20 protein-coding genes are annotated in these 22,936 nt (G+C 71.2%); 12 read left to right on the forward strand and 8 right to left on the reverse strand.

The features are described 5' to 3' along the window. Positions 1-3: 3 nt before the first annotated feature. On the reverse strand, positions 4-1,218 hold the full coding sequence (locus ABZX40_RS08485) for a bifunctional adenosylcobinamide kinase/adenosylcobinamide-phosphate guanylyltransferase (protein WP_355736376.1): 1,215 nt from the start codon (positions 1,216-1,218) through the stop codon (positions 4-6). Between the two features lie 193 nt (positions 1,219-1,411). Between ABZX40_RS08485 and ABZX40_RS08490 the strand changes: the two genes are divergently transcribed. Continuing rightward, the gene (locus ABZX40_RS08490) at positions 1,412-1,627 is read left to right on the forward strand and encodes a hypothetical protein (protein WP_355736379.1); all 216 of its coding nucleotides are present in this window, start codon (positions 1,412-1,414) and stop codon (positions 1,625-1,627) included. Between the two features lie 318 nt (positions 1,628-1,945). Here ABZX40_RS08490 and ABZX40_RS08495 read toward each other — a convergent pair whose 3' ends face one another. The 3 genes from ABZX40_RS08495 to ABZX40_RS08505 all read right to left on the reverse strand — a co-directional run bounded on the left by ABZX40_RS08495 (position 1,946) and on the right by ABZX40_RS08505 (position 4,640). Next, positions 1,946-3,007: a trypsin-like peptidase domain-containing protein gene (locus ABZX40_RS08495; protein WP_356162474.1), complete on the reverse strand. Its 1,062-nt coding sequence runs from the start codon at positions 3,005-3,007 to the stop codon at positions 1,946-1,948. A 203-nt stretch (positions 3,008-3,210) separates the two neighbouring features. After that, positions 3,211-3,927: a methyltransferase domain-containing protein gene (locus ABZX40_RS08500; RefSeq protein ID WP_355736806.1), complete on the reverse strand. Its 717-nt coding sequence runs from the start codon at positions 3,925-3,927 to the stop codon at positions 3,211-3,213. 83 nt (positions 3,928-4,010) lie between these two features. Continuing rightward, complete coding sequence (locus ABZX40_RS08505) at positions 4,011-4,640, reverse strand: DUF3043 domain-containing protein (protein ID WP_355736384.1); 630 nt, start codon at positions 4,638-4,640, stop codon at positions 4,011-4,013. A 265-nt stretch (positions 4,641-4,905) separates the two neighbouring features. Between ABZX40_RS08505 and ABZX40_RS08510 the strand changes: the two genes are divergently transcribed. The 6 genes from ABZX40_RS08510 (at position 4,906) to ABZX40_RS08535 (ending at position 12,841) form a co-directional block, all read left to right on the forward strand. Then, positions 4,906-5,703 (forward strand): PspA/IM30 family protein, encoded by a 798-nt coding sequence (locus tag ABZX40_RS08510; protein WP_355736387.1) that lies wholly within the window; start codon positions 4,906-4,908, stop codon positions 5,701-5,703. A gap of 27 nt (positions 5,704-5,730) precedes the next feature. Further along, positions 5,731-6,009: a hypothetical protein gene (locus ABZX40_RS08515; protein ID WP_355736390.1), complete on the forward strand. Its 279-nt coding sequence runs from the start codon at positions 5,731-5,733 to the stop codon at positions 6,007-6,009. Between the two features lie 119 nt (positions 6,010-6,128). Further along, complete coding sequence (locus tag ABZX40_RS08520; RefSeq protein ID WP_355736393.1) at positions 6,129-7,352, forward strand: histidine kinase; 1,224 nt, start codon at positions 6,129-6,131, stop codon at positions 7,350-7,352. 43 nt (positions 7,353-7,395) lie between these two features. After that, a complete protein-coding gene (locus ABZX40_RS08525) occupies positions 7,396-8,079 on the forward strand; it encodes a response regulator transcription factor (RefSeq protein ID WP_355736396.1) in 684 nt (227 codons plus the stop codon). A 197-nt stretch (positions 8,080-8,276) separates the two neighbouring features. Continuing rightward, on the forward strand, positions 8,277-11,498 hold the full coding sequence (locus ABZX40_RS08530; protein WP_355736399.1) for an efflux RND transporter permease subunit: 3,222 nt from the start codon (positions 8,277-8,279) through the stop codon (positions 11,496-11,498). Positions 11,499-11,719: 221 nt separating this feature from the next. Then, positions 11,720-12,841 carry a glycoside hydrolase family 19 protein gene (locus ABZX40_RS08535; protein WP_355736402.1) on the forward strand — a complete coding sequence of 374 codons (1,122 nt, stop codon included), beginning with the start codon at positions 11,720-11,722 and terminating at the stop codon, positions 12,839-12,841. 65 nt (positions 12,842-12,906) lie between these two features. On the opposite strand, the gene nadA is transcribed toward ABZX40_RS08535, so the two are convergent. Beyond that, complete coding sequence (nadA, locus tag ABZX40_RS08540) at positions 12,907-14,091, reverse strand: quinolinate synthase NadA (protein WP_355736405.1); 1,185 nt, start codon at positions 14,089-14,091, stop codon at positions 12,907-12,909. Positions 14,092-14,358: 267 nt separating this feature from the next. Here nadA and ABZX40_RS08545 point away from each other — a divergent pair, with 267 nt between their 5' ends. Beyond that, entirely contained in the window at positions 14,359-14,715 is a 357-nt protein-coding gene (locus ABZX40_RS08545; RefSeq protein ID WP_355736408.1) for an iron-sulfur cluster assembly accessory protein, read from the forward strand. Positions 14,716-14,826: 111 nt separating this feature from the next. Here ABZX40_RS08545 and ABZX40_RS08550 read toward each other — a convergent pair whose 3' ends face one another. Together ABZX40_RS08550 and ABZX40_RS08555 are read right to left on the reverse strand one after the other, a co-directional pair. Next, on the reverse strand, positions 14,827-16,218 hold the full coding sequence (locus ABZX40_RS08550; protein WP_355736411.1) for a hypothetical protein: 1,392 nt from the start codon (positions 16,216-16,218) through the stop codon (positions 14,827-14,829). A 487-nt stretch (positions 16,219-16,705) separates the two neighbouring features. Beyond that, a complete protein-coding gene (locus tag ABZX40_RS08555; protein WP_355736414.1) occupies positions 16,706-16,915 on the reverse strand; it encodes a hypothetical protein in 210 nt (69 codons plus the stop codon). Between the two features lie 130 nt (positions 16,916-17,045). On the opposite strand from ABZX40_RS08555, the gene ABZX40_RS08560 reads away from it, so the two are divergent. Continuing rightward, complete coding sequence (locus ABZX40_RS08560) at positions 17,046-18,020, forward strand: carbohydrate kinase family protein (protein ID WP_355736416.1); 975 nt, start codon at positions 17,046-17,048, stop codon at positions 18,018-18,020. A gap of 99 nt (positions 18,021-18,119) precedes the next feature. Here the strand turns inward: ABZX40_RS08560 and ABZX40_RS08565 are convergent, their stop codons facing one another. After that, positions 18,120-19,496, reverse strand: coding sequence for an aminotransferase class V-fold PLP-dependent enzyme (locus tag ABZX40_RS08565; protein ID WP_355736418.1), 1,377 nt, complete (start codon positions 19,494-19,496; stop codon positions 18,120-18,122). Positions 19,497-19,782: 286 nt separating this feature from the next. Here ABZX40_RS08565 and coxB point away from each other — a divergent pair, with 286 nt between their 5' ends. Genes coxB through ABZX40_RS08580 form a run of 3 tightly spaced genes read left to right on the forward strand, consistent with a single transcriptional unit; the run spans position 19,783 to position 22,912 of the window. Beyond that, the gene (gene coxB, locus ABZX40_RS08570) at positions 19,783-20,775 is read left to right on the forward strand and encodes a cytochrome c oxidase subunit II (protein ID WP_355736421.1); all 993 of its coding nucleotides are present in this window, start codon (positions 19,783-19,785) and stop codon (positions 20,773-20,775) included. Continuing rightward, on the forward strand, positions 20,772-22,517 hold the full coding sequence (gene ctaD, locus ABZX40_RS08575) for a cytochrome c oxidase subunit I (RefSeq protein WP_355736423.1): 1,746 nt from the start codon (positions 20,772-20,774) through the stop codon (positions 22,515-22,517). Before coxB ends, ctaD begins: the two co-directional genes overlap by 4 nt. Next, the gene (locus tag ABZX40_RS08580) at positions 22,514-22,912 is read left to right on the forward strand and encodes a cytochrome c oxidase subunit 4 (RefSeq protein WP_355736425.1); all 399 of its coding nucleotides are present in this window, start codon (positions 22,514-22,516) and stop codon (positions 22,910-22,912) included. The genes ctaD and ABZX40_RS08580 overlap by 4 nt, the downstream gene beginning before the upstream one ends. Positions 22,913-22,936 lie beyond the last annotated feature (24 nt).

Genomic DNA, 22,936 nt, shown 5'->3' on the forward strand with positions numbered 1-22,936 from the left:
CCCCTACCCCCGCAACACCACCACCTGCCCCGCCACCACCAGCAGCACCTGCTCGCACTCTCCCGCCAGCGCGGCGTTCAGGCGGCCCAGTTCATCCCGGTACCGCCGCCCCGACGCCGTCGCGGGGACGATGCCCGAGCCGACCTCGTTCGAGACGAGGACCACCACCCGCCGGGTCGCCCGCACCCCCTCCACCAGTTCCCCCACCCGCTCGCGCAGCGCCTTCTCCCCGCCGTCGGCCCACACCGCGTCGTCCCACGCCCCGACGGAGTCCATCGCGTCCGTCAGCCACAGCGACAGACAGTCCACGAGCACCGGCGGCCCCTCCTGGGCCAGCAGCGGCGGCAGGTCGCAGGTCTCCACCGTCCGCCAGGACCCCGGCCGCCGCTCCCGGTGCAGCGTGACCCGCTCCGCCCACTCGCCGTCCCCGGCGCGTGTCCCCCCGGTCGCCACGTACAGCACGTCCGGGAAGGACTCCAGCCGCCGTTCCGCCTCCACCGACTTGCCGGACCGCGCCCCGCCCAGCACCAGGGTGCGCCGCGGCACATCGGGGACGTCCTCGTAGGCGCCGACGGCCAGGGTCGTCCCGTCCGGCACCGCCCGCGCCCCGGCCGCGGCCAGCCGCCGGGTCAGTTCGGCGCCGGTCGGTACGTCATGGTCCAGATGGACGGCGAGGACATCCGTCGTGGGACCGATCCCGCCCGCCGCGCGCAGCCGCGCCAGCGCGTCCGGCCGCCCGGTCACATCCGCCAGCACCATGTCGTACGGCTCCGTACCCCCCGGCCCCTGGCCCTCCTCCAGGCCCGCCGGGGCGGCGCGCGGCGGCAGGTACAGGAGCCGCTGCCCGTCGGGGCCGGTCACCGCGTACCCCGTGCCGGGCGCGTCCATGGCCACCGCGCGCACCCGGTGCCCGGTGAGCAGGGCGAGTTCCCGGCCGTCGGGCACCCGGCCCGGCTGGGGGAGCCCGGCCGGCACCTCCACCGGCGGCCCGTCGTGCGGATGCGACAACAGCACCTGCCGTACGCCGCCCAGCGACCGTCCGGCGCGGGCCGCCGCGAACGCCGCGCCCGGCGTCAGATCCAGCAGCAGGGTGCCGTCCACCAGCAGCGCGGTGGCCGCGCGGGCGGCCGGGCCCAGCGCGGTGGCGCAGGTCGCGCAGGGGCAGTCGGGGCGGGGCAGGCCCGCGGGGGCGCCGGTGCCGAGCAGAGTCACTTCCACACCCCGATTTTCTCCGCCGGCCGCGTGGCGCGCCCGCGCAGGGTCGCGATCGGCGGCGGTCCGTCCGGATCCACGCACTGTGCTGGATCACCTGCGGTCCGCGACCGCGGACCCGGCGGACCGCTTAGGCTCGGGGCGGGACCGGACCAAGATCCGGCCCGGCTCTGCACGCGCTGACATCAGGGAGGCCCGAATGGCGGCATGGACGTGGCGGTTCGAGAAGGCCGACGGGACGGAGGTCCAGCCCGCGGTGGTGCCGGAGGAGTTCACCACCCAGGGGGACGCGGAGTCCTGGATCGGCGAGTACTGGAAGGAACTGCTCGCGGGCGGCACCGACCAGGTACGCCTCTTCGAGGACGCCACGGAGATCTACGGCCCGATGAGCCTGACGGCTGCCACGGAGGCATGACCGGGACCGCCCCCTGCCACAGCGGGCGGGGGGCGCTCACCCACGCGGGTCTCCAGGGGCGCGGGGAACCGCGCACGGTTCGGATAGCTACGGCCCGGATCGCACGCAGGCGAGGGCAACGCCCTGCTTCCAGGGGCGCGGGGAACCGCGCACGGCAGGGCCAGCCACGGCCCGGATCGAACGCGGCTAAGGGGCAACACCCTGCCTTTAGGGGCGCTGGGGGTACCCCCTCTGGGGGAGGAACTGCGCGACCAGCCCCCACCCACCCGCACCCGAAGAGCCACCCGAATACCCACCCCCCACCGATTTCAGGTCACGTCACTGCTCGCCCAGCGTGACATCCGCCTTCTTCTCCGCCCCGTCCCGCGTATAAGTCACCGACGTCCTGTCCCCCGGCTTGTCCTCCGCCAGCGCCTCCGACAACGACTGGATCGTCGTGATGTCGACATCCCCGAGCCGCGTGATGACGTCCCCCGCCTTCAGACCCCCCTGCGCGGCAGCGCCCCCGCTCTCCACGGACACCACCGCCACCCCCGCCGCCCGAAGGTCACTGTCCACGACCGTCCGCCCGACGATGCCGAGCGCGGCCCGCCCGGAGTCGGTCACCCGCCCGCTCTTGATGATCTGATCGGCGACCGTCTTCACCATGTTCGCCGGGATCGCGAACCCGATACCCGGCGCCGTGCTGTTCCCGAGGTCGGGATCCGTCGCGGCCAGCGTGGGGATCCCGATGACCTCGCTGTCGAGGTCGACCAGCGCACCCCCGCTGTTGCCGGGGTTGATCGCCGCCGAGGTCTGGATCATGTTGGCGATGGTCGCGCCCGTACCCCCGCCGGACTGGCTCTCGCTGACCGTCCGCCCGGTTGCCGAGACAATGCCCTGGGTGACGCTGGACGACAGCCCGAGCGGTGAGCCCATGGCCAGCACGATGTCCCCGACCTGCACCTTCGAGGAGTCCGCGAACTTCGCCGGGGCCAGCCCGTCCGGCACCGAGTCCAGTTTGACCACGGCGAGATCCTGCTCGGGATAGGCGAACACCAGCTCCGCCGTCAGCGGCTGCTCACTGCTCGCGGTGGTCACCTGGAAGGACCGCTCGTCGCCGACCACATGCGCGTTGGTGACGATATGGCCCTTGTCGTCGTAGACCACACCGGACCCCAGATCGTTGGTGGCCTGGATCTGCACCACCGACGGCAGGACATCCTTGATGACCCTGAGATAGTCGCTCTGGAGATCGCCGGAGGCGCGCGGCGCGGACGCCTGGGCGGTGTCCGACCCGCTCTCCTCGTCCCCGCCCGCCGACCCGGACCCGGAGGAGCATCCGGCGGCCAGCGCGAGACAGCAGAAGACGGCGACGACCGGCCCGGCCGCCCGAGGCACCCGGAGCAGCCGTACTCGCGCCGCACGGAGCAGCCGTACACGCGCCCCACAAAGCAGCCGTACTCGCGCCCCACAAAGCAGCCGTACACGCGCCATACGGAGAATCGGGGTGCGCAATCGGGAAGCGTCCATGCCCCGAGTCTCACGGCGCCGCCCCGCGAGGGCCCGCCGTACTCACCCGAACGGGCATGCCCTTCCCGGCGTCAGCCCGCCGCCGCTCCGCCCCGTACCCCGCACAGATGGAGCAGCGCCGCCACGCCCCGGTAGGGATCCGTGCGGCCCGCCCGCTCCTCGGCGGCGAGCAGCGCCTCCAGGTCGTCCGGCGGCGCGGCGTCGTGCGGTGCCGTGTCGGTGAAGACCCGCACCCCGAACCAGGAGCGCAGCGGGGCACCGATCCCGGCGAGGGTGCCGGTCAGCGTCGACAGCCGGTCGGCGCGGACATCGAGGCCCAGCCGATCGCGGTAGACGGCGGTGTCGAAGGCGGCCAGCGCGCCCGCCCAGTCGCCGGACAGACCCGGCCGCAGCGCCAGCGCGTCACCATTGCGCACCAGCAGCGACAGCAGACCCCCCGGAGCCATCACCCGGGCCAGCCCCGCCAGCAGCGGATCCGGCTCCTCCACATGCATCAGCACCCCGTGGCAGAGGACCACGTCGAAGCTGCCCGGCAGGAAGTGGACGCCGGTGTCCCGGCCGTCGCCCTGCACGATCCGCATCCGCTCCCGGATGCCCTCCGGCTCGGCCGCCAGCGCCTCGCGCGCGGCCGTGATCATCGAGGCGTCCTGCTCGACCCCGGTCACCTGGTGCCCGGCCCGCGCCAGGCGCAGCGCCTGCGTGCCCTGGCCCATCCCCACATCGAGCACCCGCAGTCGCCGCCCGACCGGGAACCGCCCGGCTATCTGCTCCTCAAGCTGCCGGGCCACCAGCTCCTGCCGTACGACATCGCGCAGATTGCCGGGCCGCCCCGGCAACGCGCGGTCCGCACCCCCGGGCAACGACGCTGCGCTCAGGGCCGCTCTCCGCGCTTGACCTGCGGCTTGGGCAGCCGGAGCCGACGCATCTGGAGCGAGCGCATCAGGGCGTAGGCGACCGCGCCCCGCCGGTTGTCGTCCGGGAACTTCTCGGCGAGCCGCTTCTTCAGCCGGTAGCCGGTCGCGAAGGAGTCCAGCACGATCAGCACGATCACCACGAGCCACAGCAGCAGCGCGATGGTCTGGAGCTGGGTCACCCGGACCATGCTCAGCACCAGGATCACCACGGCCATCGGCAGGAAGTACTCCGCCACATTGAACCGCGAGTCGATGAAGTCACGGGCGAAGCGGCGCACCGGGCCCTTGTCGCGGACCGGGAGATAGCGCTCGTCACCGCCCGCCAGCGCCCTGCGCTGCTTCTCCAGGGCGGCCCGGCGCTCCTCGCGCCCGCGCTTGGCGGCGTCCTTGCGCGTCATCGGCGTATTGGCCACGCTGCGGCGCTGGGACTGGGCCTCACTGCGCTTGGGCGTGGGCCTGCCCTTCGGGGCCTGCGGGTCACGGGTCTCGGGGGAGCCGGTCATCTGCGCCTGGGCGGCGGCGGTGGCCTTCTCGTCTTTGGCACGGCTACGGAACACAAAACCCAAGGGTACGGGGTGCACAGGCATGGACCCCAGCCCCGGGGGGAACGATCCCGCAACACCAGTCGTCTGTAGGGGGACAGAGGGGACGATTGCGTACCCGTCCGCACGGCCCGGGAAAGTGGTCCCCGGGGACCACCTACTCCTCACGCCGGATCGGATCCGCGGGTACTCGTCCTTGGGGATGAGCGCATCCGACCCCGAACAGTGCGTCAATGGATGCAGGGCCCGTACTGTGGGTCCTGTCGCAGAGCTGGAGCTGGAGTCCGTCAGAAGGGGGCGCGCGAAGCCCATGAGCGGTGTCATGAAGCGTATGGGGATGATCTTCCGCGCGAAGGCGAACAAGGCCCTTGACCGGGCCGAGGACCCGCGCGAAACCCTCGATTACTCGTACCAGAAACAGCTGGAGCTGCTCCAGAAGGTCCGCCGCGGGGTCGCGGACGTGGCCACCTCGCGCAAGCGGCTGGAGTTGCAGCTCAACCAGCTCCAGAACCAGTCCGGCAAGCTGGAGGACCAGGGCCGCAAGGCGCTGGCGCTCGGCCGGGAGGACCTCGCCCGGGAGGCGCTGTCCCGCCGCGCCGCCCTCCAGCAGCAGGTCACCGACCTGGAGACCCAGCACGCCACCCTCCAGGGCGAGGAGGAGAAGCTCACCCTGGCGGCCCAGCGCCTCCAGGCCAAGGTGGACGCCTTCCGCACCAAGAAGGAGACCATCAAGGCCACCTACACCGCCGCCCAGGCCCAGACCCGGATCGGCGAGGCGTTCACCGGCATCTCCGAGGAGATGGGCGACGTCGGCCTGGCCATCCAGCGGGCCGAGGACAAGACCGCCCAGCTCCAGGCGCGGGCCGGCGCGATCGACGAGCTGCTCGCCTCCGGCGCCCTGGACGACCCGACCGGCATGGCCAAGGACGACATCCAGGCCGAGCTGGACCGGCTCTCCGGTGGTACGGATGTAGAGCTGGAACTGCAGCGGATGAAGGCCGAGCTGGCGGGCGGTTCCTCGTCGTCCCAGCAGGCCATCGAGGGCGGCAACGGCCAGTCGCAGTCCCAGCAGCAGCCGCAGGACACCCCGAGGTTCGACAAGCAGTAACCCCGGGCCCACGCCGAGGAGGGCGACATGATCGTACGGATCATGGGGGAGGGACAGGTGACGCTGGCCGAGAGCCATCTCACCGATCTGAACAAGCTCGACGACGAACTCCTGGAGGAGATGGAGAACGGCGACGGACCAGGCTTCCGCCGCACCCTCCACGCCCTTCTCCAGGAGGTCCGCACCCTGGGCACCCCCCTCCCCGACGACGCCCTCGAACCCTCCGACCTGATCCTCCCGTCGCCGGACGCGACGCTGGAGGAGGTCAGACAGCTCCTCAGCGACGAGGGCCTGATCCCGGGCTAGACGGCACCCCGCCGGAGGCGACGACCCGGGCCTCACCCGGCCGATACCTCCGAGAGGCCCGTCACCTCCAGCACCGGGCCCCTACGCACCCGCCACCGCCCGGGTTACCGTAAATCCCCGTGAGCACACTCGACCGCGCCCGGCGCCAGATCCGCGCCCACCCCCTGGCGCTGGACGCCGCCCTGGCCGCGGCCGTGCTGGTGTGCATGATCGCCGGATCCTTCACCGACTCCCACGGCAAGCACGGCGTCACCTGGGGCATCCGCACCCCCGACACCCTCAGCCTGGTCCTGATGACGCTCGGCGCCGCCGTTCTGGTCCGCCGCCGCCGCGCCCCCCTCGCCGTCCTCGCCGTCACAAGCGCGCTCACCGTCCTGGAGAACGTCTCCAGCGCCTCCCGCGCCCCCGTCGCCATGGCCGCCGTCGTCGCCCTCTACACCGTCGCCTCCCGCACCGACCGGACCACCACCTGGCGGGTCGCCCTGCTCACCACCGTCGCCCTCGCCGGTTCCGCGATGCTCGCCGGGCCGCTGCCCTGGTACGCCCAGGAGAACCTGGGGATCATCGCCTGGACCGGCATCGGCGCCACCGCCGGGGACGCCGTCCGCAGCCGCCGCGCCTTCGTGCAGGCCATACGGGAGCGGGCCGAGAAGGCCGAGCGCACCCGCGAGGAGGAGGCCCGCCGCCGGGTCGCCGAGGAACGCCTGCGGATCGCCCGCGATCTGCACGATGTCGTCGCCCATCACATCGCGCTGGTCAATGTGCAGGCCGGGGTCGCCGCCCATGTCATGGACAGGCGGCCCGACCAGGCCAAGGAGGCCCTCGCCCATGTCCGCGAGGCCAGCCGCTCCGCGCTGAACGAACTGCGCGCCACCGTCGGTCTGCTGCGCCAGTCCGACGACCCCGAGGCCCCCACCGAACCGGCCCCCGGCCTCGGACTGCTCGACGCCCTCGTCGCCACCTTCCGCAACGCCGGGCTCGCGGTCGAGGTGGCCCGCGCCGACCAGGGCGTCACCCTGCCCGCCGCCGTCGACCTGGCCGCCTACCGGGTCATCCAGGAAGCCCTGACCAACGTCCAGAAACATGCCGGGATGCAGGCGAAGGCCGAGGTCAGCGTGGTCCGGGTGGGCCCCAGTATCGAGATCACCGTGCTGGACGACGGCACCGGGGACGCCATCGGCCCCCCGCCCTCCGGCGGCCATGGACTGCTCGGGATGCGTGAGCGGGTCACCGCCGTGCGCGGCACCCTCACCACCGGCCCCCGCTACGGCGGCGGCTTCCGCGTCCATGCGATCCTGCCGGTCAGGACCGCCAAGCCCGTGCCCACCGGGGAGCCCAGATGACCGTACGCGCCGCCGCCCGCCCCCTCATACCGGCGGCCCCGGTATGACCATCCGGGTGCTCCTCGCCGACGACCAGGCCCTGCTGCGCAGCGCGTTCCGGGTGCTGGTCGACTCGGAGCCGGACATGGAGGTGGTCGGGGAGGCGTCCGACGGGGCCGAGGCGGTGCTGCTGGCCCGGTCGGAGCGGGCCGACGTGGTGCTGATGGACATCCGGATGCCCGGCACCGACGGGCTCGCCGCCACCCGCATGATCAGCGCGGACCCCAGCCTCGCCCAGGTCCGGATCGTCATCCTGACCACCTTCGAGGTGGACGACTATGTGGTGCAGTCGCTGCGCGCCGGGGCCTCCGGGTTCCTCGGCAAGGGCTCCGAGCCCGAGGAGCTGCTGAGCGCCATCCGGCTCGCCGCCAACGGGGACGCCCTGCTCTCACCGGCCGCCACCAAGGGCCTGATCGCCCGCTTCCTCGCCCAGGGCGACGGCTCCGCCGCCGAGCACGACCCGGCCCGCGCCGAGCGGCTCCAGGCGCTGACCGGGCGGGAGCGCGAGGTGCTGGTGCAGGTCGCCGGGGGACACTCCAACGACGAGATCGCCGAGCGGCTCTCGGTCAGCCCGCTCACCGTGAAGACCCATGTCAACCGGGCCATGGCCAAGCTCGGCGCCCGCGACCGGGCCCAGCTGGTGGTCATCGCGTACGAGTCGGGCCTGGTCCGTCCAAGGGTGGAGTGAGCCCCTCCCGCCCTACTCCACCCGCAGTATGCGCGGGATAAGGATCTGGACCTGGGAGCGACGGATCGGGCCCCGCCGATGGCTCAGGGTGGGGGAGTGGGCGGGTGTTCCCGTCCGCGGGCGGGTCGTCCCCGTCCCGCGGACGGTCGGCTCCGCCCGCAGCTCCGTCCCCCGCCATGGAAGAGAGACACCGACCCATGTCCTGGCTGTCCAGATTCAGCCTCGCGCAACGCGCCCTGATCGGGCTGATGTCCCTCATCGCGCTCGCCTTCGGGGCGATAGCGATACCGCAGCTGAAGCAGCAACTGCTGCCCACCATCGAACTGCCCATGGTGTCGGTGATCGCCCCCTACCAGGGCGCGTCCCCGGACGTGGTCGAGAAGCAGGTCGTCGAACCCATCGAGGACAACCTCGAAGCGGTCGACGCCATCACCGGTGTCACCTCCACCGCCAGCGAGGGCAACGCCGTGATCATGGCGTCCTTCGACTACGGCCGGGACACCCAGCAACTGGTCGCCGATGTCCAGCAGGCCGTGAACCGCGCCCGGGTGATGCTCCCGGACGAGGTCGACCCGCAGGTCGTCGCCGGTTCGACGGACGACATCCCGACCGTCGTCCTGGCCGTCACCTCGGACGAGGACCAGCAGGCGCTGGCCGACCGGCTGGAGCGGACCGTCGTCCCGACCCTGGAGGGCATCGACGGCGTCGGCCAGGTCACCGTGGACGGGGTGCGCGACCTCCAGGTCGCCGTCACCCCCGACACCGCGGAGCTGGCCCGTGCCGGGCTGACCAGCCAGTCCCTCGCCCAGGCGCTCCAGGCCGGCGGCGCCACCGTCCCGGCCGGCTCCTTCGACGAGGACGGCGCCAACCGCACCGTCCAGGTCGGCGGCGGCTTCACCTCGCTGGAGCAGATCGAGGACCTGATGGTCACCGGCGAGCCCGGCACCGACCCGGTCCGCCTCGGGGACATCGCCGAGGTCGAGCAGCGGCAGGCCACCGCCGACTCGCTGACCCGCACCGGCGGCAGGCCGAGCCTGGCCGTCGCGGTCACCATGGACCAGGACGGCAGCGCGGTCGCCATCTCCGACGAGGTCGAGGCCAAGCTGGCGCAGATGCGCGCGGACCTCGGCTCCGGCGCCGAGGTCACGGTCGTCTCCGACCAGGGCCCGGCGGTGTCGAAGTCCATCCAGGGCCTGACCACCGAGGGCGCCCTCGGCCTGGTCTTCGCGGTCCTCGTCATCCTGGTCTTCCTCGCGTCGATCCGCTCCACGCTGGTCACCGCGGTGAGCATCCCGCTGTCCGTGGTCCTCGCCCTGATCGTGCTGTGGACCCGCGATCTCTCGCTGAACATGCTCACCCTGGGCGCGCTCACCATCGCCATCGGCCGGGTCGTCGACGACTCGATCGTCGTCCTGGAGAACATCAAGCGCCATCTCGGCTACGGCGAGGAGCGCGAGTCGGCGATCCTCACCGCGGTCCGCGAGGTCGCCGGGGCGGTCACCTCCTCCACCCTCACCACGGTCGCGGTGTTCCTGCCGATCGGCCTGGTCGGCGGCATGGTCGGCCAGCTGTTCGGCTCGTTCAGCCTCACCGTCACCGCCGCCCTGCTGGCCTCGCTGCTGGTCTCGCTGACCGTCGTACCGGTGCTGTCGTACTGGTTCCTGCGGGCGCCCAAGGGCACCCCCGAGGACGCCGAGGAAGCGCGCAGGCTGGCCGAGGAGAAGGAAGCCAAGAGCCGCCTCCAGCGCCTGTACGTGCCGGTCCTGAAGTTCGCCACGCGGCGTCGGCTGACCAGTGCCGCCATCGCGGTCGTCGTCCTGCTCGCCACCTTCGGGATGGCGCCGCTGCTGAAGACCAACTTCTTCGACCCGGGCGACCAGGAGGTGCTCAGCATCCGGCAGGAGCTGGCGCCCGGCACCAGCCTCGCGGCCACCGACGCCCAGGCCAAGAAGGTCGAGGAGGTCCTCGGCCGCACCGAGGGCGTCAAGGACTACCAGGTCACCGTCGGCTCGTCCGGCTTCCTGGCGGCCTTCGGCGGCGGCACCGACACCAACCAGGCCAACTACTCGGTGATGCTGGAGGAGTCCGCCACCTACGAGGACGTCGAGGAGCGCATCGACACCGAGCTGGCGAAGCTCGACGGCATCGGCACCACCACCATCGCGGCCGGTGACGGCTTCGGCAGCCAGGACCTCAGCGTGGTCGTCAAGGCCGCCGACGCGGACATCCTGCGCACCGCCGCCGAGCAGGTCCGCGAGGCCGTGGCGGAGCTGGACGACGTCACCGATGTCAGCAGCGATCTGGCCGAGAGCGTGCCCCGGATCTCGGTGCGGGCCAATGAGCGGGCGGCCGGGGCCGGGTTCACCGACCAGACCCTCGGCGCGATCGTCGGCGAGGCGGTCCGCGGCACCACCGCGGGCCAGGCCACCCTGGACGACACCGAGCGGGACATCGTCATCAAGGCGGAGCGGCCCGCCACCACCCTCGCCGAACTGCGGGCACTGCCGCTCGGCCCGGTGAAGCTCGGTGACATCGCCACCGTGGAACTGGTCGACGGCCCGGTCTCCATGACCCGGATCGACGGCCAGCGCTCGGCGACGATCACCGCCAAGCCGACCGCCGACAACACCGGCGCGGTCAGCGCCGATCTGAACACCGCGATCAACGATCTGGACCTCCCGGCGGGCGCCACCGCCGAGATCGGCGGGGTCACCGCCGACCAGGACGACGCCTTCGGCAATCTGGCGCTGGCGATGCTCGCGGCCATCGCGATCGTCTTCATGCTGCTGGTGGCGACCTTCCGCTCGCTGGTCCAGCCGCTGATCCTGCTGGTCTCCATCCCGTTCGCGGCGACCGGCGCGATCGGTCTGCTGATCCTCACCGGCACCCCGATGGGCGTCCCGGCGATGATCGGCATGCTGATGCTGATCGGCATCGTGGTCACCAACGCGATCGTGCTGATCGACCTGATCAACCAGTACCGCAAGCAGGGGTACGGAGTGGTCGAGGCCGTGATCGAGGGCGGCCGGCACCGGCTGCGCCCGATCCTGATGACGGCCCTCGCCACCATCTTCGCGCTGCTGCCGATGGCCCTGGGCATCACCGGTGAGGGCGGGTTCATCGCCCAGCCGCTGGCGGTGGTGGTGATCGGCGGTCTGATCACCTCGACCCTGCTGACCCTGCTGCTGGTCCCGACGCTCTACGCGATGCTGGAGCTGCGCAAGGAGCGCCGGGCGAAGAAGCGGGCGGCGAAGCGGGCGGGCGGGGAGGGACCGGGCGACGACGGCTCGGTATCCGGTTCCGGACCCTCCGGCTCCTCCGGCTCCTCCGGCTCCTCCGGCTCCTCCGGTCCTTCTGGTTCTTCCGGCCCCTCCGGTTCCTCCGGTCCCGGCAAGTCCCCGGAGCCCGCCGGAGTCTGACCCTCCGTCAGGCCAGCGGTCAGCCCCGCGGTCACCACGGCCCCCGTCCCGAGCGCTCCGGCGCACGGGACGGGGGCCTCTCGCATTTCTTGACTCTTGGTCTAGTCCAAAGTCTTGACCGCTGGTTCGCTCAAGCCTTAAAAGAAGCGATGAGAGTTGTGGCGTTCCGGCGACTCCCAACCCTCCTCCTCCATCCCCCACTTGAGCAGACGAGGTAAGGCATGGGTATCGCACTGCGCTGGAGACGTACGGCGTCGGCGGCGGCGGGCACGCTGGTCGTCGCCCTTCTGAGCGTGCTGCCGGCGCAGCCCGCCGCCGCGGCCACCGGCCAGATCAGCGGACTGGCCGGCAAATGCGTGGACGTCGCCGCGGCCGGCACCGCCAACGGCACCGCCGTCCAGCTCTACGACTGCAACGGATCCACCGCCCAGCAGTGGAACGTCGGCTCCGACGGCACGATCCGGGCGCTCGGCAAGTGCCTGGACGTCTCGGGCGGCTCCACCGCCGACGGCACCCGGATCCAGCTCTGGGACTGCAACGGCTCCGGCGCCCAGCGCTGGACCGTCACCGCCGCCCGGGACATCGTCAACCCGCAGGCCAACAAGTGCCTGGACGTCACCGGCGCCGCCAGCGCCAACGGCACCCGGCTCCAACTCTGGACCTGCAACGGCACCACCGCCCAGAAGTGGACCGCCCCGGCGGCCGGCGGTCCGGGCACCCCGAGCGGATTCGTGGTCACCGAGGCCCAGTTCAACCAGATGTTCCCGGGCCGCAACTCCTTCTACACCTACAGCGGGCTGGTCGCCGCCCTCTCCGCCTACCCGGCCTTCGCCACCACCGGCAGCGACACCGTCAAGAAGCAGGAGGCCGCCGCCTTCCTCGCCAATGTCAACCATGAGACCGGCGGCCTCGTCCACATCGTGGAGCAGAACACCGCCAACTACCCCAACTACTGCGACTGGAGCCAGTCCTACGGCTGCCCGGCCGGACAGGCCGCCTACTACGGCCGCGGCCCGATCCAGCTGAGCTGGAACTTCAACTACCGGGCCGCCGGACTCGCCCTCGGCCTGGATCTGCTCAACAACCCCTGGCTGGTGCAGAACGACGCCTCCGTCGCCTGGCGCACCGGCCTGTGGTACTGGAACACCCAGACCGGCCCCGGCACGATGACCGGCCACAACGCCATGGTGGGCGGCGCCGGCTTCGGCCAGACCATCCGCTCCATCAACGGCTCGCTGGAGTGCGACGGCCGCAATCCGGCCCAGGTGCAGAGCAGGGTCGACGCCTACAACCGCTTCACCGGCATCCTCGGGGTGACCCCGGGCGCCAACCTGTACTGCTGAGCGGCCCCGCACGAGGCAAGGGGTGCCCTCCCCCCATGGGGCACCCCTTGAGCCGCCGGCACCGGCTACGGCAGCGCGAGCATCCGCTCCAGCGCCAGCTTGGCGAACGCCTCCGTCTCGGGGTCCACCTCGATCCGGTTGACGAGATTCCCCTCGGCCAGCGACTCCAGCGCCCACACCAGATGCGGCAGATCGATCCGGTTCATGGTCGAGCAGAAGCAGACCGTACGGTCCAGGAAGACGATCTCCTTGCCCTCCGGTGCGAACCGGTTCGCCAGCCGCCGGACCAGGTTCAGCTCGGTGCCGATCGCCCACTTCGAACCGGCCGGGGCCGCCTCCAGCGCCTTGATGATGTACTCCGTCGAACCGACCTGGTCCGCGGCGGCCACCACCTCGTGCCGGCACTCCGGGTGCACCAGGACGTTCACCCCCGGGATCCGGGCGCGCACATCCTCCACCGACTCCAGGCTGAAGCGCCCGTGCACCGAGCAGTGCCCGCGCCACAGGATCATCTTCGCCGCCCGCAGCTCATCGGCGGTCAGCCCGCCGTTCGGCTTGTGCGGGTTGTAGAGCACGCAGTCGTCCAGGGACATCCCCATGTCCCGCACTGCGGTGTTGCGGCCGAGGTGCTGGTCGGGCAGGAAGAGCACCTTCTCGCCCTGCTCGAAGGCCCAGTCCAGGGCGCGCTTCGCGTTGGAGGAGGTGCAGATCGTGCCGCCGTGCTTGCCCGTGAACGCCTTGATGTCGGCGGACGAGTTCATGTACGACACCGGCACGACCTGCTCGGCTATCCCGGCCTCGGTCAGCACGTCCCAGCACTCGGCGACCTGCTCGGCCGTCGCCATGTCGGCCATCGAGCACCCGGCGGCCAGATCGGGCAGCACCACCTTCTGGTCGGCGGAGGTCAGGATGTCGGCCGACTCGGCCATGAAGTGCACACCGCAGAAGACGATGTACTCCGCCTCGGGGCGGGCGGCGGCGTCCCGGGCCAGCTTGAAGGAGTCGCCGGTGACATCGGCGAACTGGATGACCTCGTCCCGCTGGTAGTGGTGCCCGAGCACGAACACCTTGTCGCCGAGCTTCTCCTTGGCCGCGCGGGCCCGCTCGACCAGATCCGGGTCGGACGGCGAGGGCAGGTCGCCGGGACACTCGACTCCGCGCTCGCTGCGCGGGTCGGCCTCCCGGCCGAGGAGCAGCAGGGCGAGCGGGGTCGGCTGTACGTCGAGGTCCTGCGTCGGGGCGGTGGTCACGACACACACCCTTTCTGTTCTGCGCACACTTCTCGTCTATTTGACGTTATCTATCATAACCGCTTCATGTCAGTTTGACGATGCGCATAACGTCGATGTGACGTGAATCCCCGTCGCGGTATGTGCGAGCATGAAAGGGGAAACGGCGGCAAGGGCGGGCACTCGAAAAGACGGGCCCCGGCCCCGGAATAGAAACGCCGGCCCCGCCGGTTGAACCGTCGGCAAGCAGTCTCCGAGCAGTCTCCGTACAACCCGGGAGAGATGTAGATGTCCGTATCGGACGAGACCACCACCGTCACCGACGGCATCGTGCTGACCGAGGCCGCGGCGGGCAAGGTCAAGGCCCTGCTCGACCAGGAAGGCCGTGAGGACCTCGCGCTGCGCGTCGCCGTCCAGCCCGGCGGCTGCTCCGGCCTGCGCTACCAGCTCTTCTTCGACGAGCGCTCCCTCGACGGGGACGTGACGAAGGACTTCGGCGGCGTCAAGGTCGTCACCGACCGCATGAGCGCCCCCTACCTCGGCGGTGCCACGATCGACTTCGTCGACACCATCGAGAAGCAGGGCTTCACCATCGACAACCCGAACGCCACGGGCTCCTGCGCCTGCGGCGACTCGTTCAACTAAGCCGCGCGCGGCTTGACGCCGAAGGCGGCGGGCACCCGGTAAACCCCGGGCACCCGCCGCCTTCGCCGTCCTCCCACTGCTCCGACTGCTACGGCTGCTCCAGCTCTCCGCTCACTCCGGCAGCCGAGCCCCCGCCTTCTCCAGCGGCACCGCGTCCCCGTCCGAGCCGAGCACCGCCCGACCACCCAGCGGCTCGTCCAGCCGTACGGTCTCGTGCTTGATCTCGGCGATCAGAATGCAGACCTTGTCCGGCCAGGGCGTCTCGGTCACCGTCACCCGCACCTCGCCACCGCTCTCCTCGGCCGACACGGCATAGTCCGCGCACACCCCACCGGTGAACCGGACGGTCAGCTCCCGCCCCGCGGCGGTGTACCCCTCGACCACCACGTCCCGGCTCTGCGCCCCACCGCCCGAAGGCTGCGCAGGCCGCCCCTCCGAACCCGCCAGATACGCCGGATCCACCGCCGGATGCGTCACCGTGAAGGCGTCCGCCGCCCCGGCCGCCCGCACCTCGAACAGCCACGACGGCACCAGCGCCGGCTGCCCCGCCACGGTGTGCGGCGCCAGCCCGAACACCGCGTCCTGCACCGTGACCGCCTCCTGTGCCCCCTTGCCGGGCAGGCCGGTGGAGGGCGCGCAGGCCGCGTCCGGCGGCACGGTCGCGTCCAGCGGTACGGGCTCGGCACAGCCGCCGATCCCGACCTCGCCGTTACCGGAGGTGGCGTTCAGCAGCCGCAGCGTCTCCTGCGCGCTCAGCACCGGGTACGAGTCCCCCTCGACCGGCGTCCCCAGCTGTCCGCTCCCGGCCACGACCTCGCCCTGCGCGCTCAGGGTGAGCTGGGTGTTCCACCCGTACGTCGGCAGCCCGCCGACCCGGGGCACGGCGTTCACGATCCTCTGAGGGCCCGCCGACTGCCCGGTGTCGATCTTGGCGTCGTCCTGCCCGACCGCCTTGAGCACGGGCACGGCCAGCTCCCGCGCCTCGGCCGCGCCGATGGGGTCGACGGTCGCCCCGGTGGGGGGAGCCGCGCACTTGGTGGGGCTCGCGCAGGTGTCCGGACCGGCGGCGTACCGCGAGAAGCTCCAGGACCCCGGCGCCTCGCGCCCCACCGACAGACTCGGCCCCTGACCGTCCTGCCCGCCGATCCGCCAGGCGTTCCCCTCGGCGACCGGCGTCCCCTCGATCCCGAGCGCCTCCGCGAGCCGGGTCACCTCCGCCGCGCCGATGTCCCCCGAGGGCCGGTACACGGCGGCGGAGCCCGGCCCCTTCGGCAAGGTCCCCTCGGCCCGGTAGGCACCCCCACCGGGATCCGGCTCACCCGGCGCGATACCGCTCCGCTCGCCGTACCCGTCCAGGGCGAGCGGCGGAGGAGTACCCGCCCCTTCCCCGGCCGCCGGCACCCCGGCATCGGCGTCCCGCCCCGCCCCGCCCCCGGCGGAGGTGGCGACATACAGCCCCCCACCACCCACCAGCAGCACAGCGGCGGCAACGGAGGTGATCAACGCGAGGGATCGGTGACGGGTGGGGCGGGGAGTGCGGTTCTCCGGGGGGGAGTGGCCCTCCGGGGGTGTACGGCCCTGCGGGGGTGATGGGGGTTCCGGGGGCGCTGTAGGCCCGGAGGGCGCCGGGGTGGCTGGGGATGCCGGAGCCTCCGGACCCCCTGGAGCCTCCGGACCGCCCGGAGTCGCGTGACCGCCCGCAGCCCCCGGCGTCGCCGGACCCCCCTCCCCTTCAGGCGCCCCCCGCGCCCCGGAAGCCCCCCGCGCCCCCAAAGCCTCAGAGGCAGCCCCCGCAGCCCCCGCAGCCCCCACACCCCCCATACCTTCCCCGCCCTCGGGTTCAGGATGGTCGGGTCGCTCGGTGTTCACCGCATCGCTCCTTCGGCCGCTCAGCTGTCCCGGACGACCCGGACGGTCGTATACCAGTTCCCCCGGACAGGGGATGCCGATGGGACGCGGCCGGGGAGCACACGGTTCCCGGCGGACGCCGTCAGTCGCCGTAGTCGGACATCGCGTCCAGCAGCCGCGCCGACCCCGGCGGCACGGTCACCCCATGGATCAGCGACGGCGGCACCGGGCTCGCCGCACCGCGCACCGGCACGGGGTAGTGCGGAGCCATCCGGGCGCCGTCCCCGCGCAGCGACGCGAGGTCGCCTTCGAGGTCGGCCGGAGCGGGGGAGTGGGCCTTGAGGTTCGTCATAGCGGCACCGTAAGCACGCTGGAGCCTGCGGAGAAAGATCTACTATCGGGTAGTTTTGCCTGCTTCAGCGGCGCCGGGCCACCCGGTAGCGTTGACTGTCACTTACCCTCCACTCAGGAGCGTCCACGCCGTGCGCATCGCAGTCACCGGCTCCATCGCCAATGACCACCTCATGACTTTCCCCGGCCGCTTCGCCGACCAGCTCGTCGCGGACCAGTTGCACACGGTCTCGCTCTCCTTCCTGGTCGACAAGCTCGACGTCCGCCGGGGCGGGGTCGGCGCCAACATCGCCTTCGGCATGGGCCAGCTGGGCACCCGGCCCGTCCTGGTCGGCGCGGCGGGCGCCGACTTCGGCGAGTACCGGGCCTGGCTGGACCGGCACGGGGTCGACACCGACTCCGTCCGGATCTCCGAGACCCTGCACACCGCCCGGTTCGTCTGCACCACCGACGCCGACCACAACCAGATCGGCTCCTTCTACACCGGCGCGATGAGCGAGGCCCGGCTCATCGAGCTGAAGACCGTCGCCGACCGCATCGGCGGCCTCGACCTGGTGCTGATCGGCGCCGACGACCCCGAGGCGATGCTCCGCCACACCGAGGAGTGCAAGACGCGCTCCCTCTCCTTCGCCGCCGACTTCTCCCAGCAGATCGCCCGGATGCCGGGGGAGGAGATCCGGATACTGCTGGACGGCGCCGCGTATCTCTTCTCCAACGAGTACGAGAAGGGCCTCATCGAGACCAAGACCGGCTGGAGCGACGAGGAGATCCTCGGCAGGGTCGGCCACCGGGTCACCACGCTCGGCGCGCGCGGGGTGCGGATCGAGCGGGCCGGCGAGGACCCGATCGAGGTCGGCTGCGCGGAGGAGGAGCGCAAGGCCGACCCCACGGGCGTCGGCGACGCCTTCCGCGCCGGGTTCCTGTCCGGGCTGGCCTGGGGGGTCTCGCTGGAGCGGGCGGCGCAGGTGGGCTGCATGCTCGCGACGCTGGTCATCGAGACCGTGGGGACGCAGGAGTACCAGCTGCGCCGGGCGCACTTCATGGACCGGTTCACCAAGGCGTACGGCCATGAGGCGGCGGAAGAGGTACGGGCGCATCTGAACTGAGTCCGTTCAGCGGGTCGGACCGAGTCCGTTCAGCGGATCGGGCTGAGTTCGCTTCAGCGGGTCGGACCGAGTTCGCTTCACCGGGTCCGACCGAGTGGTTCACCGGGTCCGGCGGACGAGGTACACCGTTCCCTTCTCCGCCGGTTCCTCCCCCACGTACTCCTGCCCCCGCATCGCGCACCACGCCGGGATGTCCAGGCGGGCGGCCTCGTCGTCCGCCAGGACCCGGACCGTGCCGCCCACCGGGACCCGGTCGATCACCTTGGCCAGCTCGATGACCGGCAGCGGGCACAGCTTGCCCAGCGCGTCCACCACCAGCGTGTCCCCGGCCACCGCAACGGTCGGTTCCGGGGCCCCGAGCCGCGCCCGCACCCCGGCCACCGCCCCCGGCAGCACCGCGAGGAACCGCTCCACCTCCCCCTCCTGCGCCCCCGGCGGCAGCGACACCCGGACATTGCCCTCGCTCAGCACCCCCATCGCCTTCAGCACATGGCTGGGCGTCAGCGTGCTGCTGGTGCAGGACGAACCGGACGACACCGAGAACCCCGCCCGGTCCAGCTCGTGCAGCAGAGCCTCCCCGTCGGCATAGAGACAGGAGAAGGTGACGATCCCCGGCAGCCGCCGCTCCGGATCGCCCACCACCTCCACATCCGGCACCTCCCGCGCCACCCGCGCCCGGATCCGGTCCGTCAGCTCCCGCAGCCGTACCGCCTCCCCGGCCGCCTCCGCCCGGACCGCCCGCAGCGAGGCCGCCGCCGCGACGATCGCGGGAAGGTTCTCGAAGCCCGGCGCCCGCCCCGACTCCCGCTCGTCGGACGGCCCTTGCGGCGCGAACCGCACCCCCTTGCGCACCACCAGCACCCCGACCCCCGGCGGCCCGCCCCACTTGTGCGCACTGGCCGTCAGCAGCGACCAGTCCCCCTCCACCCGGCCCCACCCCAGGGACTGCGCGGCGTCCACCAGCAGCGGCACCCCCGCCGCCCGGCACGCCGCCGCCACCTCGGCCACCGGCTGCACGGTCCCCACCTCGTGATTGGCCGACTGGAGACAGGCCAGCGCGGTGTCCGCGCCCAGCGCCCCGGCGTACTCCCCGGCCGCCACCGCACCCGTACGGTCCACCCCCACCCGGACGGCCGTCCCGCCCGCCGCCTCATGTGCCTCGGCCGAATGGAGTACGGACGAATGCTCGACCGCCGACACGATCAGGTGACGGCCAACTCGCCCACGCCCGGCCAGCGCACCCGCGATCCCGGTGTGCACCGCCCGCGTCCCCGACGAGGTGAACACCACCTCGTCCGCCCGGCACCCCACCGCCTCCGCGACCGCCTCCCGCGCGGCGTCCAGCAGCATCCGCGCCCGCCGTCCTTCCCTGTACAACCGCGAAGCATCGGCCCACCCGTCATCCAGCGCCGCGAGCAGCGCCTGCCGGGCGACAGCGTGAAGAGGAGCCCCGGAGGCGGCATCGAAGTAGGTCATGGGACAACGCTAGAACGCCGAGTGACACCGACGCCGGACAGGGGCGCGGGGCCGTATCGATCGCGGCTCCGCCGCGGGGCGCGACCAGCCCCCACGGCGCCGCACCCGGCCAAACCAGCGAACCGCCGATGACAAGGGCCCCCCTCCCCGCGAACCGTCGGAGACGGTCGGCTAGGGTTTGGTCCGCATAAACATCCAAACCCCTGCCCGACGCAGGGCGGCGACCGACCAGCGAGAAAGCAGGCCGCAGCCAACCGCGCGGGCGAGACTCTCGGGAAGGCGCTACGTGAGTCCCAACGGCTCCGACCTCCCCCACGGCCTGAAGGGCGTGGGCGGTACCCCCAAGCCGCGGCGCCCCGTGCGGCGCGCGCTGCTCCAGGCACTGACCGCGGGCCTGGTCCTGGCGACCGCCACCGGTTGCACATGGGAGGACTTCCCCCGCCTCGGTATGCCCACCCCGACCACGGAAGAGGCTCCGAGGATCCTCTCCCTGTGGCAGGGCTCGTGGGCCGCCGCGCTCGCCGTCGGCGTGCTGGTGTGGGGCCTCATCATCTGGAGCGCGATCTTCCACCGGCGCAGCCGCACCAAGATCGAGGTACCTCCGCAGACCCGGTACAACGTGCCGATCGAGGCCCTCTACACGGTCGTACCGATCATCATCGTGTCGGTCCTCTTCTACTTCACGGCTCGCGACGAATCCAAGCTGCTGAGCCTGGAGAAGGAGCCCGACGTCACGGTCAACGTGGTGGGCTTCCAGTGGAGCTGGTGCTTCAACTACATCGAGAACGTCGAGGGTTCCACCGGCGACGCCAAGACGGCGGAGGAACTCGACGCGATCCCCACCCGCTACAAGGAGGCCTTCCCCGACAACGCCGGGGGCGTCTACTCCTGTGGCACGCCGGGTGAGCGCAACCCGCAGACCAACAACCCGGGCCCGACGCTGTGGCTGCCCGAGGGCAAGACGGTCCGCTTCGTACTGACCTCCCGGGACGTCATCCACTCCTTCTGGGTGGTGCCGTTCCTGATGAAGCAGGACGTCATCCCCGGGCACACCAACGCCTTCCAGGTGACCCCCAACCAGGAGGGCACCTTCCTGGGCAAGTGCGCCGAGCTGTGCGGCGTCGACCACTCCCGGATGCTGTTCAACGTGAAGGTCGTCTCCGAAGAGCGCTACGAGCAGCACCTCCAGGAGCTGGCCGAGCAGGGACAGACCGGTTACGTGCCCGCCGGCATCGAGCAGACGCAGGCCGAGAAGGACCGGGAGACGAACCAGCTGTGAGCATCATCGACGAATCCCAGGGCGGGGCGGCGGCAGCGCCCGCCTCGCACTACGCGGACGAATTGCCGGTGCGCCGCAAGCAGCCGGGCAATGTCGTGGTGAAGTGGCTGACGACCACCGACCACAAGACCATCGGCACGATGTACCTGATCACATCGTTCGCGTTCTTCTGCATCGGCGGCGTGATGGCGCTCTTCATGCGCGCCGAGCTGGCCCGTCCGGGCCTTCAGATCATGTCGAACGAGCAGTTCAACCAGGCGTTCACGATGCATGGCACGATCATGCTGCTGATGTTCGCGACGCCGCTGTTCGCCGGGTTCGCCAACTGGATCATGCCGCTCCAGATCGGTGCCCCGGATGTGGCGTTCCCCCGGCTGAACATGTTCGCCTACTGGCTCTACCTCTTCGGTTCGCTGATCGCGGTGGGCGGCTTCCTCACCCCGAACGGCGCCGCGAGCTTCGGCTGGTTCGCCTACTCCCCGCTCTCCGACGCCGTGCGCTCGCCCGGTCTCGGCTCCGACCTGTGGATCATGGGTCTGGCCTTCTCCGGCTTCGGCACCATCCTCGGCTCGGTCAACTTCATCACCACCATCATCTGCCTGCGCGCCCCCGGCATGACGATGTTCCGGATGCCGATCTTCACCTGGAACGTGCTGCTGACCGGTGTGCTGGTCCTGCTCGCCTTCCCGGTGCTGGCCGCCGCGCTGTTCGCCCTGGAGGCGGACCGCAAATTCGGCGCCCATATCTTCGACGCCGCAAATGGCGGAGCCTTGCTATGGCAACACCTCTTCTGGTTCTTCGGCCATCCAGAGGTCTATATCATCGCGCTCCCCTTCTTCGGCATCATCAGTGAGGTCATCCCGGTCTTCGCCCGCAAGCCGATGTTCGGCTACCAGGGCCTGATCGCCGCGACCATCGCGATCGCCGGTCTGTCCGTGACCGTGTGGGCCCACCACATGTATGTCACCGGCGGAGTGCTGCTGCCGTTCTTCTCCTTCATGACGTTCCTCATCGCGGTACCGACCGGTGTGAAGTTCTTCAACTGGATCGGCACGATGTGGAAGGGGTCCTTGTCCTTCGAGACACCGATGCTCTGGGCCACCGGCTTCCTGATCACCTTCACCTTCGGTGGTCTGACCGGTGTCATCCTGGCCTCGCCCCCGATGGACTTCCATGTCTCCGACTCGTACTTCGTGGTGGCCCACTTCCACTACGTCGTCTTCGGCACGGTCGTCTTCGCCATGTTCTCCGGCTTCCACTTCTGGTGGCCCAAGTGGACCGGCAAGATGCTGGACGAACGGCTCGGCAAGATCACCTTCTGGACCCTGTTCGTCGGCTTCCACGGCACCTTCCTGGTCCAGCACTGGCTGGGCGCCGAGGGCATGCCGCGCCGGTACGCCGACTATCTGGCGGCCGACGGCTTCACCGCCCTGAACATGGTCTCGACCATCAGCTCGTTCATCCTCGGCGCGTCGATGCTGCCGTTCTTCTACAACGTCTGGAAGACCGCCAAGTACGGCAAGAAGGTCGAGGTCGACGACCCCTGGGGCTACGGCCGCTCCCTGGAGTGGGCGACCTCCTGCCCGCCGCCGCGGCACAACTTCCTCACCCTGCCGCGGATCCGCAGTGAATCCCCGGCGTTCGACCTGCACCACCCGGAGATCGCCGCGCTCGACCAGCTCGGCCATGGCGGTCACGAGACCGGCGCCATCGCGGGCGGCGGCAAGGAGGCCGGCAAGTGAAGATCCAGGGCAAGATGTTCATGTGGCTGAGCGTCTTCGTCCTCGCCATGGCGATCGTCTATGGCGTGTGGTCGAAGGAGCCGGTCGGTACCACGGCGCTCTTCCTGGCCTTCGGCATGTGCATCATGATCGGCTTCTACCTGGGCTTCACCGCCCGGCGGGTCGACGCGGGTGCCCAGGACAACGAGGAGGCCGATGTCGCGGACGACGCCGGTGAGCTGGGCTTCTTCTCCCCGCACAGCTGGCAGCCGCTCACCCTCGGCATCGGTGGCGCGCTCGCCTTCCTCGGTGTCGCGGTCGGCTGGTGGCTGCTGTACTTCTCCCTCCCCGTCATTCTGATCGGTCTGTGGGGCTGGGTCTTCGAGTACTACCGCGGCGAGAACCAGACGCAGTAACGCCGTCCCGTTTTTTCCGGTCGG

The organism is Streptomyces sp. NPDC004610, from assembly GCF_040609715.1.
Classification (GTDB): domain Bacteria; phylum Actinomycetota; class Actinomycetes; order Streptomycetales; family Streptomycetaceae; genus Streptomyces.